Origin of the sequence: Helicobacter labetoulli, assembly GCF_003670275.1 — a bacterium.
GTDB classification, from domain to species: Bacteria; Campylobacterota; Campylobacteria; order Campylobacterales; family Helicobacteraceae; genus Helicobacter_C; species Helicobacter_C labetoulli.
Genome location: NZ_QXJF01000010.1, coordinates 1 through 22798, shown reverse-complemented (window position 1 = coordinate 22798; position 22798 = coordinate 1). Strand labels below are relative to the sequence as shown.

The 22798-nt window shown below is 39.2% G+C and carries 26 protein-coding genes; 12 read left to right on the top strand and 14 right to left on the bottom strand.

Annotated features, from left to right (window positions below; all coding sequences use genetic code 11):
* A partial coding sequence (locus EBF12_RS06285) for a glycosyltransferase (RefSeq protein WP_121726900.1) occupies positions 1–412 on the top strand: 412 nt, incomplete at its 5' end.
* On the opposite strand, the gene hemW is transcribed toward EBF12_RS06285, so the two are convergent.
* Complete coding sequence (gene hemW, locus EBF12_RS06280; protein WP_121726899.1) at positions 395–1534, bottom strand: radical SAM family heme chaperone HemW; 1140 nt, start codon at positions 1532–1534, stop codon at positions 395–397. The genes EBF12_RS06285 and hemW overlap by 18 nt on opposite strands.
* A gap of 80 nt (positions 1535–1614) precedes the next feature.
* Between hemW and EBF12_RS06275 the strand changes: the two genes are divergently transcribed.
* From EBF12_RS06275 to EBF12_RS06235, 9 genes are all read left to right on the top strand, one after another.
* Positions 1615–2109 carry an RNA pyrophosphohydrolase gene (locus EBF12_RS06275; protein WP_121726898.1) on the top strand — a complete coding sequence of 165 codons (495 nt, stop codon included), beginning with the start codon at positions 1615–1617 and terminating at the stop codon, positions 2107–2109.
* 69 nt (positions 2110–2178) lie between these two features.
* Positions 2179–3384 (top strand): aspartate kinase, encoded by a 1206-nt coding sequence (locus tag EBF12_RS06270; RefSeq protein WP_121726897.1) that lies wholly within the window; start codon positions 2179–2181, stop codon positions 3382–3384.
* Between the two features lie 18 nt (positions 3385–3402).
* Positions 3403–3951, top strand: coding sequence for a HobA family DNA replication regulator (locus EBF12_RS06265; RefSeq protein ID WP_121726896.1), 549 nt, complete (start codon positions 3403–3405; stop codon positions 3949–3951).
* Positions 3952–3958: 7 nt separating this feature from the next.
* A complete protein-coding gene (locus tag EBF12_RS06260) occupies positions 3959–4579 on the top strand; it encodes a DNA polymerase III subunit delta' (protein ID WP_121726968.1) in 621 nt (206 codons plus the stop codon).
* Positions 4576–5730: a dihydropteroate synthase gene (gene folP, locus EBF12_RS06255; protein WP_121726895.1), complete on the top strand. Its 1155-nt coding sequence runs from the start codon at positions 4576–4578 to the stop codon at positions 5728–5730. Before EBF12_RS06260 ends, folP begins: the two co-directional genes overlap by 4 nt.
* A complete protein-coding gene (locus tag EBF12_RS06250) occupies positions 5727–6713 on the top strand; it encodes a hypothetical protein (protein ID WP_121726894.1) in 987 nt (328 codons plus the stop codon). The genes folP and EBF12_RS06250 overlap by 4 nt, the downstream gene beginning before the upstream one ends.
* Before the next feature lie 81 nt (positions 6714–6794).
* Positions 6795–8108 carry a TolC family protein gene (locus EBF12_RS06245; protein ID WP_121726893.1) on the top strand — a complete coding sequence of 438 codons (1314 nt, stop codon included), beginning with the start codon at positions 6795–6797 and terminating at the stop codon, positions 8106–8108.
* Positions 8105–9196: an efflux RND transporter periplasmic adaptor subunit gene (locus tag EBF12_RS06240; protein WP_121726892.1), complete on the top strand. Its 1092-nt coding sequence runs from the start codon at positions 8105–8107 to the stop codon at positions 9194–9196. The genes EBF12_RS06245 and EBF12_RS06240 overlap by 4 nt, the downstream gene beginning before the upstream one ends.
* A complete protein-coding gene (locus EBF12_RS06235) occupies positions 9197–12262 on the top strand; it encodes an efflux RND transporter permease subunit (RefSeq protein WP_121726891.1) in 3066 nt (1021 codons plus the stop codon).
* A 52-nt stretch (positions 12263–12314) separates the two neighbouring features.
* Here EBF12_RS06235 and EBF12_RS11090 read toward each other — a convergent pair whose 3' ends face one another.
* The 12 genes from EBF12_RS11090 to recA form a co-directional block, all read right to left on the bottom strand.
* Positions 12315–12485 carry a hypothetical protein gene (locus EBF12_RS11090; RefSeq protein ID WP_157979063.1) on the bottom strand — a complete coding sequence of 57 codons (171 nt, stop codon included), beginning with the start codon at positions 12483–12485 and terminating at the stop codon, positions 12315–12317.
* The gene (locus tag EBF12_RS12330) at positions 12449–12814 is read right to left on the bottom strand and encodes a class I SAM-dependent methyltransferase (protein ID WP_415579685.1); all 366 of its coding nucleotides are present in this window, start codon (positions 12812–12814) and stop codon (positions 12449–12451) included. Before EBF12_RS12330 ends, EBF12_RS11090 begins: the two co-directional genes overlap by 37 nt.
* Positions 12815–12882: 68 nt before the next feature.
* Positions 12883–13191 (bottom strand): hypothetical protein, encoded by a 309-nt coding sequence (locus EBF12_RS06225; RefSeq protein WP_121726889.1) that lies wholly within the window; start codon positions 13189–13191, stop codon positions 12883–12885.
* 162 nt (positions 13192–13353) lie between these two features.
* Positions 13354–13851, bottom strand: coding sequence for a hypothetical protein (locus EBF12_RS06220; RefSeq protein ID WP_121726888.1), 498 nt, complete (start codon positions 13849–13851; stop codon positions 13354–13356).
* Positions 13852–14138: 287 nt separating this feature from the next.
* A complete protein-coding gene (locus EBF12_RS06215; protein WP_244196418.1) occupies positions 14139–14279 on the bottom strand; it encodes a hypothetical protein in 141 nt (46 codons plus the stop codon).
* 72 nt (positions 14280–14351) lie between these two features.
* On the bottom strand, positions 14352–15335 hold the full coding sequence (locus EBF12_RS06210) for a Gfo/Idh/MocA family protein (protein WP_121726887.1): 984 nt from the start codon (positions 15333–15335) through the stop codon (positions 14352–14354).
* Positions 15328–16422: a DegT/DnrJ/EryC1/StrS family aminotransferase gene (locus EBF12_RS06205; protein ID WP_121726886.1), complete on the bottom strand. Its 1095-nt coding sequence runs from the start codon at positions 16420–16422 to the stop codon at positions 15328–15330. Before EBF12_RS06205 ends, EBF12_RS06210 begins: the two co-directional genes overlap by 8 nt.
* Before the next feature lie 17 nt (positions 16423–16439).
* A complete protein-coding gene (locus tag EBF12_RS06200; protein ID WP_121726885.1) occupies positions 16440–16940 on the bottom strand; it encodes a shikimate kinase in 501 nt (166 codons plus the stop codon).
* Positions 16941–16947: 7 nt separating this feature from the next.
* Complete coding sequence (locus tag EBF12_RS06195; protein ID WP_121726884.1) at positions 16948–17559, bottom strand: AMIN domain-containing protein; 612 nt, start codon at positions 17557–17559, stop codon at positions 16948–16950.
* Positions 17556–17819, bottom strand: a complete 264-nt coding sequence (locus tag EBF12_RS06190; protein WP_121726883.1) for a hypothetical protein — start codon at positions 17817–17819, stop codon at positions 17556–17558. Before EBF12_RS06190 ends, EBF12_RS06195 begins: the two co-directional genes overlap by 4 nt.
* A gap of 9 nt (positions 17820–17828) precedes the next feature.
* Positions 17829–19106: a phosphopyruvate hydratase gene (gene eno, locus EBF12_RS06185; protein ID WP_121726882.1), complete on the bottom strand. Its 1278-nt coding sequence runs from the start codon at positions 19104–19106 to the stop codon at positions 17829–17831.
* Positions 19107–19135: 29 nt separating this feature from the next.
* On the bottom strand, positions 19136–20170 hold the full coding sequence (recA, locus tag EBF12_RS06180) for a recombinase RecA (protein ID WP_002957268.1): 1035 nt from the start codon (positions 20168–20170) through the stop codon (positions 19136–19138).
* 92 nt (positions 20171–20262) lie between these two features.
* On the opposite strand from recA, the gene EBF12_RS06175 reads away from it, so the two are divergent.
* Positions 20263–21120, top strand: a complete 858-nt coding sequence (locus EBF12_RS06175) for a menaquinone biosynthesis family protein (RefSeq protein ID WP_121726881.1) — start codon at positions 20263–20265, stop codon at positions 21118–21120.
* A 72-nt stretch (positions 21121–21192) separates the two neighbouring features.
* On the opposite strand, the gene EBF12_RS06170 is transcribed toward EBF12_RS06175, so the two are convergent.
* Positions 21193–22260 carry an AI-2E family transporter gene (locus EBF12_RS06170; protein ID WP_121726880.1) on the bottom strand — a complete coding sequence of 356 codons (1068 nt, stop codon included), beginning with the start codon at positions 22258–22260 and terminating at the stop codon, positions 21193–21195.
* Positions 22261–22498: 238 nt separating this feature from the next.
* Here EBF12_RS06170 and EBF12_RS06165 point away from each other — a divergent pair.
* Positions 22499–22798 (top strand): carbamoyltransferase N-terminal domain-containing protein (locus EBF12_RS06165; protein ID WP_244196417.1); only part of this gene is annotated, 300 nt, incomplete at its 3' end.

Sequence of the window (22798 nt, the reverse complement as noted above, 5' to 3'; positions counted from 1 at the left end):
CCAGATTCTAGCGTGGGAAAAGCAAGGGATTATAGAGTATCTAGGAGAGACAAAAGATGTCCGCCCCTTTGTAGAATCTAGCTCTTGCGTGGTGCTGCCAAGCTATAGAGAGGGGGTGAGTGTATCTCTGCTAGAGGCAATGAGTATGGGCAAAGCAATCATCACAAGCAAGGCAAGTGGCTGCAAGCATTTAGTAAGAGAGTTTGACAATGGCTACTCTAATGGCTTTTTATGTGAAGTGCGAGATGTAAAGTCTCTAGCAGGGGCGTTTAAGGCATTTATCGCGCTAGATTCTACGGCAAAAGAGCTTATGGGGCAAAATGCAAGGGATTTTGTGTGTGAAAACTATGATATGAAGCGTATCATTGCCACCTATCACAAAGCTTGTGCTTCTTCACTCTCTAGCAAATAACCACAAAGCTATCTCATCGCTTAAAAACAGCTCATTTGCCACTAAAAAATCTTGCCCATTTTCTTTGCGGATATGACACTTTTTTCCACCAAGCAAGAATCCTATGCACTCTTCCAAGGCTAATTTGTCTGTAAAAAACTTCTCCACCACCCCCATTTCAACGCCCAAAACACACCTTAGTCCAAGCATAATATTTTCCATACACAAATCCCTTTGGCTTAAAGCTTCAACAAGTCTTTTGCTAGGAGTGTTTATATAATTATCAAGCTGCGGATACGCTCTCACCCGCCTATTACCTATCCTCCCAACAGCTCCAGCTCCACAGCCTATATACTCTCTACCCTGCCAATAGCCCACATTATGCTTACACCGCATAGAATCTGCTCCTTGTTTAGAATCTTTAGCATAGTTTGATACCTCATATTGATAAAACCCCGCATTCTCTAGCAACTCCCTTGCAAAAAAGCAAAAATCCTCTTTAGATTCTAGCGCGTTGGGTTGAAGTGCTTTTGCAAGTCGCTTAGATTCTAAGGCAAAGCGTGAGCCTTCATCAATGCTTAAAGCATAGACAGAAATGTGTGATATGGGTAGCTTCAGGGCATTTGCAATATCAGCTTCAATAATGCTTTTAGAATCTAATGGCGTGTTTATGATAAGATCACAGCTCAAATTCTCAAACCCCGCATTCAACGCACACTCCACATTTAAAGCAATATCTTTTGCCCTATGCTCCCTTTGTAAAAAGGCAAGTTTGTTTTCATCAAAGCTTTGAATCCCTATACTTAGGCGATTTGCCCCAAGTGCAAACAAATCCTTGCACCACGCAAGACTAAGTAGATTCACATTACATTCAATGCTAATCTCGCAATCCTTAGATACACTCGCATTCTTATGAATTACCTCAAAAATCCTATCATAATACTTAGAATCTAAAAAATTTGGCGTCCCGCCACCAAAAAAAATAGAAGTGATAGTTTGAGTATTACGCTTAAGGCTATGGCGTATATCCTTACACAATGCCCTAACATACGCATCTATCTCGCCCTCTTTATCCACAAAAGAATTAAACGCACAATACCCGCATTTACTAGAACAAAAAGGTATATGAATATACAACAACATCTCTTTCCTGCCTGTCTTTAGATTCTCTACGATTAGACATTATATCTTATAATGGGGTGCAAAAACAAAAGGTTATAAGTATGGATTCAAACACAACACAAAGTAGTGAGACAAAAAAATATCGCCCAAATGTCGCTGCCGTGCTTCTCTCAAGCGTGTATCCTAGAGAATGTCGCTTCTTTATCGCCCAACGCTGTGATATTAAGGGAGCGTGGCAATTCCCACAAGGTGGAATTGATGAGGGAGAAAGCCCTAGAGATGCTCTTTTTAGAGAATTGAGAGAAGAGATAGGCACAGATGATGTAGAAGTGCTAAGTGAATGTCCGCACTGGATTCAATACGACTTTCCAAAAACAATGGCAAAAAAAATGTATGTGGGCTTTGCAGGGCAGATTCAAAAATACTTTCTCGTGCGACTTAAAAATGACAAGATGATAAATATCCAAACAGAGCGGCCCGAATTTGACAAATATGAATTTGTTTCTCAAAAGGGTTTGTTTGAGCGAGTAACGCATTTTAAAAAAGAAGTGTATAAGCAAGTGTTGGGGTATTTTAAAAAAGAGGGTTATCTTTAATTTTAAGCAAGAAGATTCTATGATTGCGGACTGATTTTACACACTAAGGATTATAATGCAAGGGTTGTTATGCTAATCGTGCAAAAATATGGCGGCACAAGTATGGGGGATTGCGATAGGATAAGCAATGTTGCCAAACGCGTTTTGCAAAGCAAGGCACAAGGGCATAGCCTTGTTGTCGTGGTGAGTGCGATGAGTGGGGAGACAGATAGACTTATTAATTTTACACAGCATTTTACACCACTGCCAAATACGCGTGAAGTAGATATGGTGCTAAGCTCTGGGGAGCGAGTAACTGCCGCTCTTTTAGCCATTGCCCTAGAATCTATGGGGGTTAAAGCCATCTCGCTAAGTGGGCGAGGAGCTGGGATAATTACCGATGAGTTTCATACAAAAGCACGGATTGAATATATTGATACGACAAAAATTTTTCATTTGCTTAATCAAGATTATGTCGTGGTAGTGGCTGGATTTCAGGGGATCACTCAACACGGGGAAGTAACGACACTTGGACGAGGGGGGAGTGATTTATCAGCAGTGGCAATAGCAGGTGCGTTAAATGCCTCTGTGTGTGAAATTTATAGCGATGTAGATGGAATCTACACAACCGATCCACGCATTGTTAAAAACGCAAGAAAGCTAGAAAAAATAAGCTATGATGAAATGCTAGAACTCGCCTCTATGGGGGCAAAAGTCTTACTCAATCGCTCCGTGGAGCTTGCCAAAAAGCTTAATGTCAAACTCATCTCGGCAAGTTCTTTTAGCCAAAGTGAAGGCACACTCATCACCAAAGAGGAGGATATTATGGAAAAACCAATTGTTAGTGGCGTGGCGTTAGATAAAAATCAAGCACGGGTAAGCCTTGCAGATGTGCTAGACCGACCGGGCATTGCTGCGGATATTTTTGGGCTTTTGGCTGATAATAATATTAATGTAGATATGATTGTTCAAACCATAGGACGAGATGGTAAAACAGATATTGACTTTACAATCCCAAAAACTGAAGTCGCTCTCACACAGCAAGTGCTTGAAAAGTTTAAAGATGACTTTGGCAGCATAGAATATGATAATGACATTGCTAAAGTCTCTATTGTAGGTGTGGGTATGAAGTCCCACTCAGGGGTAGCTAGCACGGCTTTTAAAGCTTTGGCAGAGGATAATATCAACATTATGATGATAAGCACAAGTGAAATCAAAATCTCAATGATTATTAACGCAGAGTTTGCCGAGAAGGCTGTGCGGAAGATTCATAGCGTATATCGCCTAGAAGAATAATTAAGGAAGCTAGAATCTATGGAGAATATTAGCGATTGGTTTTTAAATACGATTCGCGATGATGAAAAAAAAGGTATTGCGAGTGGGTGGCTTGAAGAAAAGCGATTTTTAGTGCTACCGCATATGTCAAGGACACTCAAACATATCCTTGAAGGCGGGAGTGTCATAGTCCTTACAGATGAGCAAAGAGAGTGGTTTGGGGATTATATTATCACTCATATCAATCAACACCACAATGGGCGTCCATTTTTCCCTATTGTGCAAATCAAACATCTACACGATATGATAGATTCTAGTAATAAAGATGGCGGTAGCTTTATGCCAATTGTCAATATGCTTGATATGATGTATAGCAACTATCATTTTTGGTATATTGGCAAAAACAATGCTCGTGCAAATTTTGTCAAAAATAATCGGTATCAGCAAGGTTGGCATTGGATTTTTGATGAAAATGATATTTTTAGCTCCACTGATGAGAAGCTAGACTACAAATTACTGAATCTTTTCAAGCTTTTTGAAAGAGCCTTGTTAGCAGCTATGCTTAATAAAATCTCACTTGATATTTGAGCTTAATATGATAGGTATCATTCATATCACACAGGATTTTGCCAAACTCATTGAAGAGCTTATTTTGGGCTATGAAGAGCAGTATTATGAGATTTTTGAAAGGGAGGATTTTAAAATTGATGATGCTAAAGAAGTCATCGCTCAAAGCTACCTTACACGAGAAAAAGAAAGTCTCATCATTCTAGCGGCAAATAAATATAATCACGCCGCACAAAACGCATTGCTTAAAATCCTTGAAGAGCCGCCGAGCAAGATTCAATTTATCCTTATAGCCAAAAACAAAAATGCTTTATTGCCCACAATCCGCTCAAGAATGCGTATCATTACACATAAGCACAGCTTTTACCTCCCTCCTTTTGCACTTAATGTAAAAAGGCTTAGTCTCCAAGAAATTTATCATTTTTGCAAACAAAACGATAGCAAAGCTCCTAGCAAGGAAGAGACAAAACTGCAAATAGAATCTTTGCTTTTTGCGTTAAATGAAGCTAAAATCAAACTTACACAAAGAGAGTTAAAGCTTTTTGACACAGCCATTATGCTTAATCAAAATGACGCCACAGAGAAACATAACTACATCTTCTTACCACTCCTACTTAGAATCTACCAAAGACAAAAGAGTTTGCAATGAAGATTCAAAAAATCAACACTCGTTCCATTACAGAAGCCATACAGCACATAGGGGCGGATTTAGTTGGGCAAAAGATTATGAGTAAAAAGTCCCAGATTCTAGGCTTTGAGATTAGGGATTTAAGCTTTGAGGCTTTAAATATTTTAAAGCAAGAATCTTTAAGCGTTGGTGGGGATTGTGCGACACCACGAGGCTGCATTAAACATCAGGGACAAAGGAGGGCTATTCTTATTTTAACACACGCTCAACTTGAAAGACTTATTCATAAACTTGCCTATCAACCCTTTGGCTTAAAAGAGCTAAGACTTAAGCTCAAAGAGCATTTAAACGCTCACGCTACACAAGATTCTACGCGACAAGATTTGGTTAGCTCAATGGTTATGGCGATTGTCAATGTTACTCCTGATAGCTTTTATGCCTCCTCACGCCAAGACACACAAGGAGCAAAAGATAGAATCCACGCTCTTTTGCAAAAGGAAGTGGGTATCATTGATATTGGTGGGGTAAGCTCTCGTCCGGGCAGTGAGCTATTAGATTCACACATTGAGATTATGCGGCTTAAGCCTATTATTGAGCATATCCACACACACAAGCTTTATGAACAAGCACAATTTAGCATTGATACCCACAATCCACAAACAGCTGATTATGCCCTAAGTAAAGGCTTTACAATCATCAATGATATTAGCGGTTTTGCAGATGAGCAGATGTTTAAAGTCGCACAAAAACATCAAGCCCAAGTGATACTTATGCACTCTAAAGGCACCCCAAAAACAATGCAGAATCTCACGCAATATGATGATATTTTTGCCGAGATTGATAGCTTTTTTGCAGAAAAAATAGAAAAATGTAAGACTTTTGGTATAGAAAAGATTATCCTTGATATTGGCTTTGGCTTTGCAAAGACCACCCAGCAGAATCTTACTCTCATCAAGCACCTTTCACATTTTTTACATTTTGGATTCCCGCTGCTTGTAGGAGCTAGTCGCAAAAACACCATAGGCGAAGTTACAGGCAGAGATACGCAAGATAGACTAGCAGGGAGCTTGGCATTGCATTTATGTGCTTTACAAAATGGTGCTAGTATCTTGCGTATGCACGATGAAGATTCACATATTGATATGATAAAAATGTATAAGGCTCTCTTATGAATGAATTTAGCGATATAAAACCAATCAAAGCCTTCTTACTCCGCCACGGACACACGCAAGAGGAGATTGATAGGCTTGATAGAGAGGGTATTATAAAGCTCTATGAGAAAGACACTCGCACAGATACGATTAACTTTCTTAACTATATGAATGAAGATGAGTTTATTGTAACAAGCACACTTGATGAGGCTGACATTGGGGAGCTTAAACTCAAAGTTCGTGAAAATGCCAAGGATACTCTTGCACTCATTGATGTGATTAAAGCTGGATTTGATGATTTTAGTTATGCGGATATTGCTGATATTTTAACACTTAGTATCAAAAATGTCTCCGCTCATAAATTGCAGAGAATCTTGCGTATTGCCTATCGTGAGTTTCAAGAGATTTTACTTGATAGGATTTCTAAACACCTTCAAGAATTGCCCATTGAAGAATATAAAGCAATGATGAATCATTATGAAAAAATCCGCAACGACACCCATAGACTACAAAACACTATCCAAGAATTAAGCGATGAGACAAAAAGGCAGCAGATTCTTGATATGGCACATTTCAAATTGCGTATTGTCAAAAACTTTATGTCAAAAAATATCTTTAATGACACTTATAAGGAATACCTAAACAATACACCCGAGAAGCTCAAGCTCGTTGATGAAGTGCTTTCACTCACGGGAATGTATTCTAAAAATTATCTTAAAAATATCCCCACAGAAGAGCTTGAAGAGATGAAAGACAAGCTGATTGAGGATAAAAAACAAGATGAACGCGATCAAAAAATCTTCACCCAATACACGCAAATGCTTGATGAATCTATGTATGGAGGCGATGAACAGGAATTTAGCGATGTGTGTGTGAAAATCATCACAAGCCTTAATCAAAAGCAGATTCTAATGATTAGCGAATATTTAAATGCTAAAAATCCTGTGTATGTCAATCGTTTCAACACGCTTTTACGCGACTTTAAGAAAAGTTTGAAACACTGATTGTAAAAACAATGTAAAAAATTATCAAAAATGTAGAAAAATACCCTATAATAAAGCCCCAAAATAAAAAAGGACAAGTGAATGAAATACCTTTACGCTCTGCTCTTGTGCGTAAGCCTCATATATGCAGATTCTGAATTTGTGGATTTTAATAAGCTTGAATCTGAATTCCATATCCACGCACCCAAAAACAAGCAAACTATGAATCTTGATGAATTTGTTGAACGCGTTGAGAAAAATTCTATCAATCTCGCCAAATCTCGTGCTTTAACTCAAAGCCTTTTATATGAGGGCAAAGCAATGCGTGCGTGGAATGCAAGCTATGTTGATGCGGAGGCAAATCAGGTTAAATCCCCAAGCGGGGGCAAAGAGCTTGAAAATACCATTTTGCTTATGCTTACACCGCGTTTGCCGTGGGTAACCTACACTCTAGCACAAAGCTATCAAAACAAGATTCTAAGACAAGAGAAGTCTTATGAACTCACTAAGCGTCTAGCTCTTATCACTGCTAAGCGTTTATATTTGGACTATCTCGTTTTAAAAGAACAGCATCAAATCTACACAAACCGCTATGAAAATGCTAAAAATCAGCTCCAAATCTCGCAAGTGCAGTATGAAGCCGGACGCATAAGCAAATCGCAATATCTTTTCTTCAAAAGCGACTTTTTAGCGACAAAAGTAGCCCTTAAAACTTCACATACCGATATGATAAATGCACTCAATGCACTCAAAGTGATTTTGGGTATTACCGCTCAAGATAGCGATGTGGTTGTTGAAGGATTGCAATTTGCATTTTTACAATTTGATAATGCCAATCTTGAAAAGCACTTAAGCAAGAATCTCTACCTTGACATTATCGCCCTTGATGTCAAAGACTATCAATATAGTGCGATCGTAGCTTCTCAATCAAGATTTGATAATATTGAAATTGGCGGAGGTATAGCACATTCAGAATCTAGTGATGGTATTATCGCTAAAGTCAAGATTCCAATTCCGCTTACCACAAAGTATGGCAATCAAAAGGCAATGTATCTTGCCCTGCAAAGTGGCTCTATACGAGAGGGCGAGATTTTAAAAGATTCTCTATTTACCAATGCCAACTCTTATCTTAAGCAACTCAGTAATAAAAAAGAGATTATCGCTCTAGCCAAAGACAATGAAAATAATCGTGCAGAGCTAAGTGAGATTGCACGCATTGGCTATGAAGCGGGAAAAACAAGCGCGTTTGAATACCTAAGCGTGAAAAATGAGCATCTTAACTCTATGATTGCTACCACTCAAGCAAAACGCGACTATGTCCAAACACTCGCCAAGCTAGAAGAGACGCTAAGCTCAGTGCTAAATCTTACCCAAGCACAAGGAATACAACACAAAACCCCCAAGGAGCAAAAATGAATCTTGTAAAATATCTGCTACTTCCAACTATTCTTATACATTTTGCTTTTAGCTTTGAAGAAATTACAATCTCTCAAGAAGAAACTGCCAAAAATGGCATAAAAGTTATCCCTCTTAATCAGGCTTTCAACACCAAAGGTGTGCCTTTTAATGCTCTCATTGACTTTGATGATAAGACTTCAATCACACAAAGCTCAAGCTTTGAAACAATCGTAGTAAATATTTACAAACGCGAGGGCGAGAGTGTGAAAGAGGGAGATTTAATCTGCGATATTAGCTCAAATGAGCTAAGTGCTTTGTTTTTTGAGCTGACAAATACGCAAGAAAGGCTCAAAATCGCCGCCGAAAATGAACGCAAAGATAAAGCCTTGTATAGGGCAGGTGTGATTTCTAAACGAGAATATCAGTTAAGCTATCTTGCGATGAATGAGCTGCGACTTAAGCTTAATGAGATTAAATCAAAGCTTGATTTGCTAGGCATTGATCCTAAATTTATAAATAAAGGCTCTCAAGGCAAGTATGGTTATCCCGTTGTAGCTAAAGCTTCTGGAATCTTATCAGTTGCTCCAAAGCAAAGTGGGGAAAAAATCGAAGCCTTTACGCCCTATGTGAGAATCTCAACAAATACAGAAAAAACAAGCAATAGCTTACTTGGACGCATTAAGATTCCACTTCATCTATCGCATAATATTCAAAAGGGTGCTCCACTTTTTGATGATGATGGCAATAAAATCGGTGAAATTGAAGCTCTATCGGTTGTGATTGATAAGGTATCAAATACTATTCTTGCCACAGCAAATATCCGCGATACTCATCTCAAAGTGGGCGAGATGATTGAAGTCTATATTGATGGGCTATTGCCAAAAGGCACGATTCTTATCCCCTCATCAGCAGTTATAAAAAATGGCAATGACTATCTTATTTTTGTTCAAACTGCTAAAGGATTTAAACCCACAAAGATAGAAAAAGTAGAAGAACGCGACAATAGCTTTGTGATTAACCCTAAAGGACTAAACAATCAAATGAAAATCGCCACAGGCAATATTATCAGCCTCAAAGGTATGATGGACGGGCTTGGGAGACAATAGATGTTAGCAAAAATTATTGAATTTTCCCTGCGTCAGCGTATGATTGTTATCCTTAGTGCAATTATGCTTTTTATATTTGGGACATATTCCTTTTTGACAATCCCTATTGATGCCTTCCCTGATGTCTCCTCCACACAAGTAAAAATTATTCTTAAAGCTCCGGGTATGGCACCTGAAGAAGTAGAAAATCGTGTTGTGCGTCCCTTGGAACTTGAATTACTTGGTTTGCCAAATCAAAAGAGTTTGCGTAGCCTTTCAAAATATGGAATCGCCGACATTACTATTGATTTTAATGATGGCACAGATATTTACCTAGCTAGGAATATGGTCAATGAAAAGCTCTCAATGGTTATGGGCGATTTGCCCTCCGGCGTGAGTGGGGGACTAGCACCGATTGTAACACCTTTGAGCGATATGTTTATGTTTACTATTGAAAGCACTGATGATTCAATCTCTGAAGTGCAAAAAAGACAGCTCCTTGATTTTACAATCCGCCCTGCATTGCGGAATATCAAAGGTGTAGCTGATGTCAATCGCCTTGGAGGCTATGCTAAGGCTATTGCTATTGTGCCGGATTTTGATGATATGGCACGACTTGGAATCACCATTAGCGATTTGGAATCTGTGCTTGAAGCTAATCTTAAAAATGATGGGGCAGGACGCGTATCTCGCGATGGAGAGAGCTTTTTAGTCAAAGTGCAAACGGGTTCTACAAACATAGAAGAGATTAAAAGTATCCCTATCATTACAAGGTTTGGATTCGTGCGTGTGGGGAATTTTTGCGATGTGATTGAAAGCCATATGACACGACTTGGGCTTGTAACCATTGATGGCAAGGGAGAAACCACACAAGGCTTAGTGCTATCCCTAAAGGGTGCAAACTCACGCGATGCTATTAAAGAGATAAAAATAAAAATGGAAGAGCTTAAAGCCGAACTGCCTGAAAGTATAGATTTACGCATATTTTATGATAGATCTCAACTCACGCAAAAAGCGGTCAATAATGTCATCAAAACCCTTGCTGAAGCAGTTGTGCTTATTGTCATCTTGCTCTTTTTATTTTTGGGCGATGTGCGTGCAGCAGTGGCTGTGAGCGTGATTTTACCCCTTGCCATTGCTGTGGCTTTTGTGATGATGAGCTATTATGGCATTTCAGCCAATCTTATGAGTCTTGGCGGACTTGCCATTGCAGTTGGAATCTTGGTAGATTCAGCGGTTGTAACCGTGGAAAATGCCTTTGAGAAGTTGAGTCTTGCTAAAAACTCGCCAAAGCTTCACACCATTTATCGTGCGTGCAAGGAAATCTCTGTATCTGTCTTTAGTGGAATCTTAATCATCATCATCTTTTTTGTGCCTATTCTTACACTTGAAGGCTTGGAGGGTAAATTCTTTGTCCCTCTTGCACAAACCATTGTCTTTGCCCTGCTTGGCTCACTTATCCTATCAATGACGGTTATTCCTGTAATTAGCTCATTTGTATTGAAAGCCTCGCAGCACCACGAGACAAAAGTTACACAATTTTTTCACAAAATGTATGAACCAATGCTTCACTTTGCACTCACAAAAACAAAGCTCCTGCTTGCTGGTGCGGTGTGCTTTCTTGTCTTTAGCTTTTCGCTTTTTCCATTTATCGGTAGTGCATTTATGCCAACACTTCAAGAGGGCGATATTGTGCTAAATATTGAATCTAGCCCATCTATCTCGCTTGAGCAAAGCCGTGATGTAATGCTTTTAATGCAAAAAGAGTTGCTTTCAAAAGTGCCAGAGATTAAAAGTGTCGTTACAAGAACGGGAGCTGATGAAGTGGGGCTTGACCCAGCAGGACCAAATCAAAGCGATGCTTTTGTGTCTTTTAAGCCAAAAGATGAATGGGAAGCAGATTCTATGGAAGAAGTGGAAGAGAAAATCCGCTCTGTTATCAGTGAATTTAAAGGTATGAATATCGCTCTTGTGCAACCCATTGATATGAGAATATCCGAAATGCTTACAGGTGTGCGTGGGGATTTGGCGATTAAAATATTTGGACTAGAGATTGATAAGCTTAATGAGCTAAGCTCACAAATTGTTGATATTCTTAAGGGTATTCAAGGTTCAGCAGAAGTTTTTACCACACTTAATAAAGGGGTGAATTATCTCCATGTAACGCCCCAGCATTCCGTTATGGCAAATACAGGAATCTCAAGCGATGAATTTACAAAATTTATGCGTTCAAGCCTTGAGGGCATAATGGTAACTTATATCCCGCAAGGCTTTGCGAGAATCCCCGTCATCATTCGCCAAGATTCTGATATTGCCACTGATATTACAAAGCTCAAAAGTTTGCAAATGAGTTCCCTTGATGGCAACCCTGTGCCTATTAGCTCTGTGGCAAATATTAAAGAAGTAGATGGTCCTGTGCAGATTCAAAGAGAGCAAAGCAAACGATATAGCGTTGTGCGGAGCAATGTGATTAGGCGAGATTTGGGCGGATTTGTAGAAGAGGCAAAACAAAAAATCGCCGCTCAAGTGCAGTTGCCAGAGGGTTATTCTATCACTTATGGTGGGCAGTTTGAAAACCAGCAACGCGCAAATAAACGACTTTCAACCGTTATTCCATTGAGTATTTTAGCCATATTTTTTATTCTCTTTTTTACTTTTAAATCCATTCCTTTATCTTTGCTGATTTTGCTCAATATCCCATTTGCTGTTACCGGTGGGCTTATCTCCCTTTTTGTTTCAGGTGAATACATCTCTGTCCCAGCTTCTGTTGGTTTTATTGCGCTTTTTGGTATTGCGGTGCTTAATGGTGTTGTGATGGTAGGCTATTTCTTACAGCTTTTAAAAGAAGGGTATAATCTTGATGATGTTGTGGTCATTGGAGCTAAACGGCGATTGCGTCCGGTTTTGATGACAGCATTTATCGCCGGGCTTGGGCTTATCCCTATGCTTTTATCCACAGGTGTGGGAAGTGAAGTGCAAAAACCCCTAGCAGTAGTGGTGCTAGGGGGGCTTGTTACCTCTTCAATGCTCACACTTCTTATTCTCCCACCACTTTTTAGAATCGTGGTGCGAAAATTTGGAATCTAGGCAAAAATACTTGCATTTGTAATGTGTGCAAAGTTCATTTACACACATTACATCACTCTTTGGTCAAAACAAACATATCTCCGTGGATTTTCAAATCATCAAAATCATATTGCTTAAATTCATCTGCTAATGGTATGGATTTTAGTATGTTCTCTTGCTCCATAGAAACACCACAGGAATTGCATTCTAAAATCTTAAGTCCGCTTTGCTCAAAAAGTCGCACAAAATCGCTATGGCGGAGACGATTTTGATAATGCAAAGAACAATTATATTTTTCCCACTCTTTGATGAAAAACGCAAGAAGTTATAAATGCTAAGATTTGAATCAAAATAGCTGTAATGGTCTTGATAATCAATCAGGAACACTATGCGTCCATTTGGCTTTAATACCCTATAACACTCGCTAAAAATCCTGCGTATAGAATCTAAAGGAATATGCTCTAGTACACTATATGAGCAAATATAATCCACTTCATTATCAGCAAAACCCGTTTGTGCGGCATCTTTAATGTGATAGGAGATATTAAAAGTATTCTTTAAACATTGCTGAATAGATGAAAAAGAAGAGGGAATTGTTATTGAGAGCTTATTGCTTGAATCTTGAATCTGTTTTTGGCATTCTAATGGATACCCCCCCCCCGTAAATACTTAGCATAATAACCCATACCTGCAAGGCTTACCCCTATAGGTGCGAGTAAATCCCACCCCGCACCAAACTCAAAATAAACCTTTGATGATAGATTCTTATCCCGCTCCATAAAAACATTTAATGGCTCATACACTTTTGAGCCTACATCAGCAACGAACTTATCATAAGAGATTGGTAAGCCTTTTGTGATATAACGCTGACAAAGATAGTTCCAATACTCACCTTTTGGGAGCGAAGAAAATATCCGCTGCACTAAAGATTTTGTTTGCCAAGTTACCATACACACTCCTTTTGTTTGTAATTTTCACTTGCTTATGGGATTGTAATGTAGCCCATTGTGATTAAAGTTGGTAAAGTTGGCATTATAGCACAAAACCCACAAGCCATACCTATGCTTTGGCTCGCCCCAAAGTCTCACGCAATCAAAGCTTATACCAACGCCCTATAAGCTAACTTTTTTTGGGGCAAAATCGCCTAGAGCTACATTCAGTTTCTTGCTTAAGGCAAGATTTTCAGGCAAATATTCTAGGCTTTTTTGTTTAAACTCTACAAAACCTAGATTTGTAATCGCGCTAGATTCTACAAACACGCATTCTTCAGCGTTTAAATCTATGGCGATATTTTTAGCCCTAAAATGCTCTTGTAAAGATTCCAGCTTGCTAGCATTATTCTCTAGCTTCTCACTCTCTACATACATCACCCCGCTCCAAAATCCCCCAGCAAAATAGCCCATAACTACGCTAAAACAAGGACTTTTCTGTGCTTCACATATCACATAATATTCCGCCATTTCACTATCTTGGCATATTTTAGGCGAACAATTTTGCTTCTCTAGCTCATATCTTAAAGCATTGACACACATTATTAGAATCTCATCTTGAGCGATTATCATCTCACACGCCATATCCAACACTTTTGCGTTTAATACATTTTGTCGCACACGCACTCCTTTTTAGGAAAATTTATCTTTGCTTTCACAAAGACAAGGGAAGTATAAAAAGTAAAGGCAAATATTACTTTTTTAATATTTTTAATAAAAATGAAGCAAAATTTGTGGGTATAAAAGTAACATTGAAAGTAGCATTGTGGGTAGGAAACTCATAGTAATTCTTTTACTATGAAGCCCTTTAGGGCAACAACACTTTTGACACATTGAATCTCAAAGCTACGCAGCAAGAGAGATGAGAAAGCCATTAGCACCTTTACACTTAAAGATAAACGCAGATTCTAAAATCCGCATTCGCGGATATAAAAGCTCCCCCTGCCACACGCTCCGGGGTGGTCTTTGTAAAACTTTTGCTTATCGCCAAATTGCATATCAACAGGTGGTGGCGTTGGGACTTCATAACAGCCCTGAGCAAACAGCACGAACACGGAAAAATAACACGCTAAGTATATGCGACAACTTGAGCATATCTCCCCCTTTTTTAGTTTTAAGCCTTAAGATTTATTGGCATTATGGATAAGACTTTGAATCTTATACGCCACCTGCATAGCCTTCATACCATCGTGCTGATTGGGTCGGTTGATTTTAGCAGGGGTAGATGGCGATGGACTAGACGCAGAATCTTTACACAGATTCACAAAATCAAGCAGCTCGGAAAAAAGCGACTCTTGTCCCCTTACTTCAATTGTCTCGGTATTAGCACTGATAGATACGCTATCTAGCCTTTGCTCCACACTTTGCTTATCAACAAAAACTTCCTTTCTCAAAAGATTGCAGTCAATGTATTCATTATGCGTTGTTACGCTGATTTGACGGATACGCTTTTCAGTAATGCGACTTGCCACGATATTAGAAAACGCTCCATTTTTATGGATAATACACGCCCTAGCATATTCTATCATTCCCTCCATTACCACGCCGTGAGCATAAATATCTGCAATATCGCCATTAAAATGCAATGCCAAATCAATATCGTGTATCATTAGGTCAATCACCACATCTACATCAGTGATTCTAGAGCTCATCTTATTTGTGCGGGTAAAGTCAATATTGACAATCTTGGTATCACGCAAAATGTTTTGAAGTGTAATAATGGCTGGATTATACCGCTCAATAAAGCCTACTTGGATATTGAGTGATTTTTGCTTAGCCAAATCAAGGATAATCTGTGTGCTATCAAGCGTATCAGTCAAGGGCTTTTCTACAAAGATATTTTTGACATAATCACTTACTTTATTGACATAATCAAAATGCGTGAAAGTCGGCGTTACGATAATCGCTCCATCGCAATCTTTTAAATCCTCATCAAGATTTTCTAACACTTTAATACCAAAACTCTTGCTCAAACTCTCACACAACTCAAGATTCACATCATACAAAAACGCAACTTCAACATCTTTAAGCATACTTAAGATTCGTAAGTGGTTTTGCCCCATTTTCCCAATGCCAAAAAGGGCAATTTTGATTATCTTACCCATTTACCGCCTTTATTACGCTCATTTGCTCTTCTTGTGTCAAAAATGGACTAAAAGGCAAGGAGAGAATCTCTTCACTCACCATCTCACTAATGGCAAAATCACCTTTTTTGTAAGGATAGAGCTTTGTAACTACCTCCTGCAAATGCAAAGGGATAGGATAATGCACCGCATAGGGAATATGAGCGGATTCTAATTTTTGCATTAAGGCTTTTCTAGCTTGAGTGCGAATGCTGTATTGTGCATAGGCACTTGTATTGTGAGATTCTACAAAAGGCGTGATAACGGATTTAAGATTCTCATCATATATTTTGGCAATTTCTTGACGCTTTGCAATCTCTGCATCTAAATGTGGAAGTTTAGCTAAAAGCACAGCTGCTTGAATACTATCAAGCCTTGCATTTAAACCTATGAAGCTATGCTCATACCGCCTTGTCTGTCCGTGATTAAGTAAATATCGTAGCTTTTCTGCCAAGGCATCATCGCTTGTAAATACCGCTCCACCATCGCCATAGCAGCCCAAAGGTTTGCTTGGAAAAAAGCTTGTTGTAGCCAAAAGAGAAGCATTACAAGATTTTACTTGATTTTCACCTTGAATCTGAGCTGCACCAAAGCTTTGTGCAGCATCTTCAATCACAGGGACTTTATGCTTTGAAGCAATCGCATTTATCTTTTGCATATCTGCCATTTGCCCAAAAATCGCCACAGGAATAATCGCCTTTGTCTTTGGCGTAATGCTAGATTCTAGTTTTTGACTATCAAGATTATAAGTTTTCTCATCAATATCCGCAAAAACAGGCTTCGCCCCAAGCAGCATAATCGCCTCCACACTCGCAATGAAGCTAAAAGGCGAGGTAATCACTTCATCACCACTTTTCACATCAAGTGCCATTAATGCAAGAATTAACGCATCTGTTCCACTACTACACGCAATGGAGTGCTTTGCCCCAGAATACTTAGCCAACGCAGATTCTAGCTCACCCACCACACTTCCCATAATAAACTGCGAAGAATCTAAAACATCTTGTAATGCTTTATCAATACTTGACTTGTAGGCTTGGTATTGTGCTTTGAGGTTGATAAACTCCATTATTTTTGCTCCTTTTTTTAAATTACACGCTCATTCATAAGCGATACAATTTTTTTTGCAATCTCAACAGGCGAGGCACTCCCACCAACAACATATTGTGCTTGTTTTTCATAAACAGCCTTGCGTTCATTAAACAAACTCTGTGCCTTTGCCATATCATCAAACAAAGGACGCTTTTTTTTTTCAATAGAATCTAGTCTTTTAACAATACTTTCAAACCCCACATCAAGCCAAAAGACTTTTCCCAAATAATGCACATCATTGTAAATTGGCATTCCTCCACCTGTGGCAATCACGGCATTTTTAACATTAGCCGAGAGCCATAAAATGAGTTGAGATTCTATCTTTCTAAACCCTTTTTCTCCAACAGAAGCAAAAATCTCTCGCACACTCTTACCCATATTTTGCTCAATCAACCCATCAGTATCAAGCAAGAATCTCCCCCCAAGCAGAGCGATCTCTCTACCAATTGTCGTCTTGCCACTACCCATAAAGCCGATTAAAACAATATTTTCCATATCTGTCCTACTCTAAAGTAATCACAAATCCATCGCGTTGTGGCTTAATAGTATGTTTGTAGCGTCCATCAAATCCAATGGAGATTCTATAAAAGCCATCGTGTGTGGAAATCTCCGCATCGCTAAAATATTTTTTATCAAGTTTAATTTTTTGAGCTTCATTGCTCTTCACACCCTCAATATCAAGCACAAGCCGATAAGGCTCAGGCAAGACAAAATCTCGTAGCATTTTTTTGCGTGTAGCGATAAAAATACTGCTTTTATTGATGATAAGCTCGAATTCACCGAGTTTAAAGCGATTTTCACTAGAATATGTCGCACCTTGAGCTTTTTGGGCAATCATCAATGGATAATGCCAATCAATACTTTCATCAAGCTGAATAATCTTTGTCTCAATAGAACCATCAAGATTTTGATAGCTTATCTGCACACTTTTTAAAACCCTAGCCGTGCTTGGCAGGACAAACTCCACGCTTGAGAGTGGATCTTGATGTAATGTAGGAGGCTTATGCTCTTCACGCTTTGGGGTAATGACAGACTGAAACGGATCTTCTCGTCCATTAAGCATACCGCATAGACATACGCACCATAGAATCTGGCATATTATCGCTCTATTCAAGGCTTCAACCCCCTTATTTCAAAGATTTGTTTTTGTAAATTGGCATTTTGCTCCTCTATCATTTTTGAATTATTAACTAAGGTATTCCTTTGTGCCTTTAATCGCACAAGCACTTCAACGGAGTTATTCCCAAAAAGCAAATATCCCAAATAAAGCCCAGCACCTAGCATAACGCCAAACACAACAAGCCACACACGATTTACATAAACTAATCGCCATAGTCTTGATGTCTTCTCTAAAAATTCTTGAGCTTCACTCACTGCTTTGCCCTAGCGTTTAAAAAGTGTCTTGCCAATATATTCTGTATCGCCCACTTCCCTTTCAATCTCAAGTAGGCGATTGTATTTAGCAATTCTTTCACTTCTAGCTGTTGAGCCGGTTTTAATCTCACCTGTGTTTAACGCCACGGCAAAATCCGCAATAAAGGTATCTTCGCTCTCCCCACTGCGATGACTCATTACGCATTTATAATTATTGCGTTGAGCTAGACGCACACTTTGCATTGTTTCACTCACGCTTCCAATTTGATTTGGTTTAATCAAAATGGCATTTGCAATACCCTTATCAATACCTTCTTGCAGAATCTTTTTGTTTGTAACAAACAAGTCATCTCCCACAAGCTGAATCTTATCGCCAAGCTTTTGTGTCAAAAGCTTCCAACCCTCCCAATCATCTTCGCTCAATCCATCTTCAATAGATACAATGGGATATTTTGCTACAAGATTCTCATAATATTCAATCAACCCAGCACTATCAAGCACTTTACCTTCCCCACTCAAATGATAATTGCCATCTTTGCCTACAAGCTCACTACTTGCTACATCAAGGGCGAGGGCAATCTGCTCCATTGGCTTGTATTTTGCTCTTTCAATGGCTTTTAAAATCACTTCAATGGGCTCTTCATTGCTCTTAAGATTTGGAGCAAAACCACCCTCATCGCCAATACTTGTAATATGCCCACTCTCTTTAAGAATAGCTTTTAAATGATGATACACTTCAGCAGATGCACGCAACGCTTCAGCAAAGCTATCAAAGCCCAAAGGCATAATCATATATTCTTGAAAATCCACCGTGTTGTCCGCGTGTGAGCCACCATTAATGATATTTAACATAGGCGTTGGAAGAGTGAGGGCATTGCTCCCACCAAGATAGCGATACAAAGGCAAACGCAAAGATTGCGCACTTGCCCTAGCTATCGCCATACTCACACCCAAAACCGCATTTGCCCCAAGCTTTGAGTAATTCTCTGTGCTATCCATTTTTTTCAAAATCAAATCAATCTTGCTTTGATCATAAGGGGATACACCATTAAGCTGTGCGTTAATCTCCGTTTTCACATTCGCACACGCATTTAACACGCCTTTGCCTAAATAACGCTCTTTATCATTATCACGCAATTCTAGGGCTTCTCTTTTGCCTGTGCTTGCTCCACTTGGCACGATAGCAGATGCCCTTGTGCCATCACTTAATCTTACCATTGCCTTAATCGTTGGATTCCCACGGCTATCCATAACCTCTTGTGCGTCAATACATTCAATATATACCATTTTTACTCCTTTAGTTTTATTTTTAGAATCTATTCAGCTTCTGGCTCATCAGGCAGTGGCATAATCTCATCTTTTGCCCCAATTTGTTCTTTAATCTTAAGCGTAATTTCTTCAGCCAATGCCTTATCTTCTTTTAAAAGCAGTTTTGCATTCTCTCGCCCCTGCCCAAGCTTCTTATCATTATAGCTAAGCCACGCACCACTTTTATCAATAATATCAAGCTTAATACCATAGTCAATAATCTCACCTTCGCGACTGATACCCTCTCCAAACATAATATCAAACTCCGCCTCTCTAAATGGCGGTGCAACTTTATTTTTGACAACTTTTGCTTTTGTGCGATTGCCAATCTGCTGCTCATTTTGCTTTAATGTCGCAATGCGGCGGACATCAATCCTTACACTTGCATAAAATTTCAACGCATTACCACCCGTTGTCGTCTCTGGGCTACCATAGCCCATAACGCCAATTTTCATACGGATTTGATTGATAAAAATCAAAGTCGTATTCATCTTATGCAAGATTCCTGTAATCTTACGCAAAGCGTGGCTCATAAGCCTTGCTTGTAGCCCCACGTGCTGATCGCCCATATCCCCTTCAATCTCCGCTTTTGGCGTAAGGGCTGCCACCGAATCAATCACCACAAGATCCACCGCTCCACTGCGTGTAAGTGTCTCTAGAATCTCTAAGGCTTGCTCACCTGTGTCAGGTTGCGATACAAGCAGATTTTCCGTATCCACGCCCAAATGCTTGGCATAATACACATCAAGGGCGTGTTCTGCATCAATAAACGCACAGATTCCGCCATTTTTTTGACATTCCGCAACAATTTGCAAACTCAAAGTCGTTTTCCCACTAGATTCAGGACCATAGATTTCAATAATCCGCCCCTTAGGCACACCGCCAATCCCAAGTGCCATATCAAGCCCCAAAGATCCTGTTGAGATAGAATCTATCTTTTCTACTTGCTTATCGCCCAAACGCACCAACGCCCCTTTACCAAAGGCTTTATCAATCTGTTTTAAGGCAAGTTCAATGGCTTTTTGCTTTCTTTCATCAACCATAGCTATCCTTTATCAAAATAAAATAGCGGATTTTATCTAAGTTTGACTGAATTATTCTTATAATTTCTTGCAAAAATACAAAGGAGTTTTTAATGATAAAAGTCGCTCATAGCCCTGATGCCGATGATTTGTTCATGTATTATGCTATTGTTTTTGGGTGGGTAGATTCTACAAAATTGCGTTTTACAAATATCGCAAAAGACATTCAAACGCTCAATCTCGCCACTTTGAGCGGGGAATATGATATAAGTGCTATCTCTTTTGCCCTCTATCCACTTGTCACACAAGAATACGCCCTTTTACGCACAGGCGTTAGCTTTGGCAATGGCTATGGACCAAAGCTCATTAGAAAAAGGGATAGGATCTTAAAAAAGCACTTCAAAGTCGCTTTAAGTGGAGAGCATACAAGCAACGCTTTGCTTTTTTCTCTAGCCTACCCGGAAGCAAAGATTGTGTATAAAAACTTCTTAGAGATAGAATCTAGTGTGTTAAGCGGGGAGGTTGATGCAGGAGTGCTTATCCACGAGTCAATTTTAAACTTTGATGAAAGTCTCGTGGTAGAAGCCGAACTATGGTATATATGGCAGGAATTAAGCGGTGGGGGATTGCCCCTGCCACTAGGAGGAATGGCATTAAGACGCTCTTTGCCTCTTACTACTGCCATAGAATGTGAAGAGATTCTTACAAAGGCGGTGCGAGTAGCCGTTGAAAACAGGGCTATTTTAAGCAAAATGCTCCTTGAAAGGGGCGTTATCCGCGTAAATGCTAAGGAATTAGAAGTGTATTTGAATCTCTATGCTAATGCGGATTCTATCTCTATGGGGGAAAAGGAGATTCTAGCGGTAGATAAGCTTTTTGAGCTAGGGTATAAGGCTGGATTTTACAAAGAGTATATTAAAGCGGAGGATTATTTTATCCCCACAGAGTATAACTCGCTGCGTTTTTCATAGATTCTAAGAATAATGAGAGAGCGACCTTGCAATTTAAGCTCCCCTCAAAAAAGAAGTAAAAAATCCAGAATCTTACAAACCTATCTTTTCTTCGTGAGAGGGGGTGAGCGATTCTTTAGCGGTTTGTTTGCGATAGATTCTTAAAAGCGAGATAAAAAGTGCCGTAATTGCCGGTCCTAAGATAATCCCCCAGAATCCAATGCTTGTAAGCCCAGCAAGAATGGCAAAAAAGATGAGAAGCTCATTGATACGCACAGAAGTTTTTAATACCTTTTTATTAATAAGCCCGATCAAAATAGGTTTAATGACATTATCTATAAACACCGCACACACAATCAACGCATACAAAGCAATAATAATGGCATTTTGTGTATTTCCAAGATAAAATTCATACCCCGCTAGTGGTAGCCACACAAGCCCACCACCCACTATTGGCACGATTGATGCAAATCCATAAAGCATACCAAAAAATACCCCATCATAGCCAAAAAACATTATAAGGATTCCAAACGCTGCCCCTTGCAAAACGATATTCACAAGCGAGGTATAAAACACAACCTTAATGACATTTGTTACCTCATCAAGCACACTGCTGATTTGAATATTCTCAAAAGGTATAAGCTCAATAACATAATCATACGCCTGCTTACCATAGAGAAAATAAAAAAATAAAAACACGATAATAAAGCCAGTATCCACCATAAAGCCTAGGCTTGATTTACCAAGCTGTGAGCTAAAGTTTAACACATAGCCTAAGATTGAAGAGGCTGAAATACTGCTTAAAATATCTCTTGCCTTTGCCTCAATCTCAGGGAATGAAACAAGCAAAGAGAGAATCTGCTCCTTACTCCCCTCAACAAATGCACTAAAATCCGTTGGGTTAAGCTCTGCGGCAGAAGTGATGATGGTTTTAAATAAGAAAAACAAAGGCACAACAAGTAAAAGAACCAAAATGCAAATGCTAAGTGATGCACTTACAATGGGGTATTTCACGCGTTTTAAAAGAGAGGCATACAAGCCATAGGTAACAATATAGAGCAAAAGTGCGATAAGAATATCCATAAGATATGCCGCATAAATATGATACATACTATAAGCACTCACGATAAAAACAAGCCAAAAAAATGTAATTGCTCGCATTCTGTCCCTTTGTGTTGTTTGCATTTAAGTTTTATAGAATCTTGGTTTCTAACACCAATAAATCCCGCCCAAACCCTACCAAAAACTCCGCATTGTAGCGAAAAATGTCAAATTTGCCGCGTTGTTATTTTATATTTATGTCTATTACAGATTCACAGAAATGAGAAAAAGTAAATTTAATAATTTTATGCTAGAATACACCGATTAAAATCTCAAGATTTAGCAAAAAAGGATAGCAATGATAATTTTAGGTATTTCAGCCTTTTACCACGATAGTGCCATCGCTCTATTAGAAGATGATAAAATCCTTTTTGCCTTGCAAGAAGAGCGACTATCTCGCATTAAGGCTGATAGCTCATTTCCTAAACTATCCATTGAAGCTGCACTACATTATATAAATGCCACGACAACAATGGGGGGGGGGGGGGTAAAAACCCAAAAAAACCCAAATAAAAACCAAAAATTTAAGAAGAACCTTTTACCCCCCCCCCCAAAAATGCGCAAAGGCTTGCCAAAAAACCCCCATTTTTACGCAAAA

What these genes read in the sequence shown, in the direction of transcription:
- EBF12_RS06250 (WP_121726894.1), top strand. Translation starts at nt 5,727, where the DNA reads ATGAATGAATTTAGCGATATAAAACCAATCAAAGCCTTCTTACTCCGC.
- recA (WP_002957268.1), bottom strand. Translation starts at nt 20,170, where the DNA reads ATGGTTGATGAAAGAAAGCAAAAAGCCATTGAACTTGCCTTAAAACAG.
- EBF12_RS06225 (WP_121726889.1), bottom strand. Translation starts at nt 13,191, where the DNA reads ATGGTAACTTGGCAAACAAAATCTTTAGTGCAGCGGATATTTTCTTCG.
- EBF12_RS06235 (WP_121726891.1), top strand. Translation starts at nt 9,197, where the DNA reads ATGTTAGCAAAAATTATTGAATTTTCCCTGCGTCAGCGTATGATTGTT.
- EBF12_RS06265 (WP_121726896.1), top strand. Translation starts at nt 3,403, where the DNA reads ATGGAGAATATTAGCGATTGGTTTTTAAATACGATTCGCGATGATGAA.
- EBF12_RS06210 (WP_121726887.1), bottom strand. Translation starts at nt 15,335, where the DNA reads ATGGGTAAGATAATCAAAATTGCCCTTTTTGGCATTGGGAAAATGGGG.
- EBF12_RS06260 (WP_121726968.1), top strand. Translation starts at nt 3,959, where the DNA reads ATGATAGGTATCATTCATATCACACAGGATTTTGCCAAACTCATTGAA.
- EBF12_RS06200 (WP_121726885.1), bottom strand. Translation starts at nt 16,940, where the DNA reads ATGGAAAATATTGTTTTAATCGGCTTTATGGGTAGTGGCAAGACGACA.
- EBF12_RS06170 (WP_121726880.1), bottom strand. Translation starts at nt 22,260, where the DNA reads ATGCGAGCAATTACATTTTTTTGGCTTGTTTTTATCGTGAGTGCTTAT.
- EBF12_RS06270 (WP_121726897.1), top strand. Translation starts at nt 2,179, where the DNA reads ATGCTAATCGTGCAAAAATATGGCGGCACAAGTATGGGGGATTGCGAT.
- EBF12_RS06240 (WP_121726892.1), top strand. Translation starts at nt 8,105, where the DNA reads ATGAATCTTGTAAAATATCTGCTACTTCCAACTATTCTTATACATTTT.
- EBF12_RS06175 (WP_121726881.1), top strand. Translation starts at nt 20,263, where the DNA reads ATGATAAAAGTCGCTCATAGCCCTGATGCCGATGATTTGTTCATGTAT.
- EBF12_RS06275 (WP_121726898.1), top strand. Translation starts at nt 1,615, where the DNA reads ATGGATTCAAACACAACACAAAGTAGTGAGACAAAAAAATATCGCCCA.
- hemW (WP_121726899.1), bottom strand. Translation starts at nt 1,534, where the DNA reads ATGTTGTTGTATATTCATATACCTTTTTGTTCTAGTAAATGCGGGTAT.
- folP (WP_121726895.1), top strand. Translation starts at nt 4,576, where the DNA reads ATGAAGATTCAAAAAATCAACACTCGTTCCATTACAGAAGCCATACAG.
- EBF12_RS06245 (WP_121726893.1), top strand. Translation starts at nt 6,795, where the DNA reads ATGAAATACCTTTACGCTCTGCTCTTGTGCGTAAGCCTCATATATGCA.
- eno (WP_121726882.1), bottom strand. Translation starts at nt 19,106, where the DNA reads ATGGTATATATTGAATGTATTGACGCACAAGAGGTTATGGATAGCCGT.
- EBF12_RS06205 (WP_121726886.1), bottom strand. Translation starts at nt 16,422, where the DNA reads ATGGAGTTTATCAACCTCAAAGCACAATACCAAGCCTACAAGTCAAGT.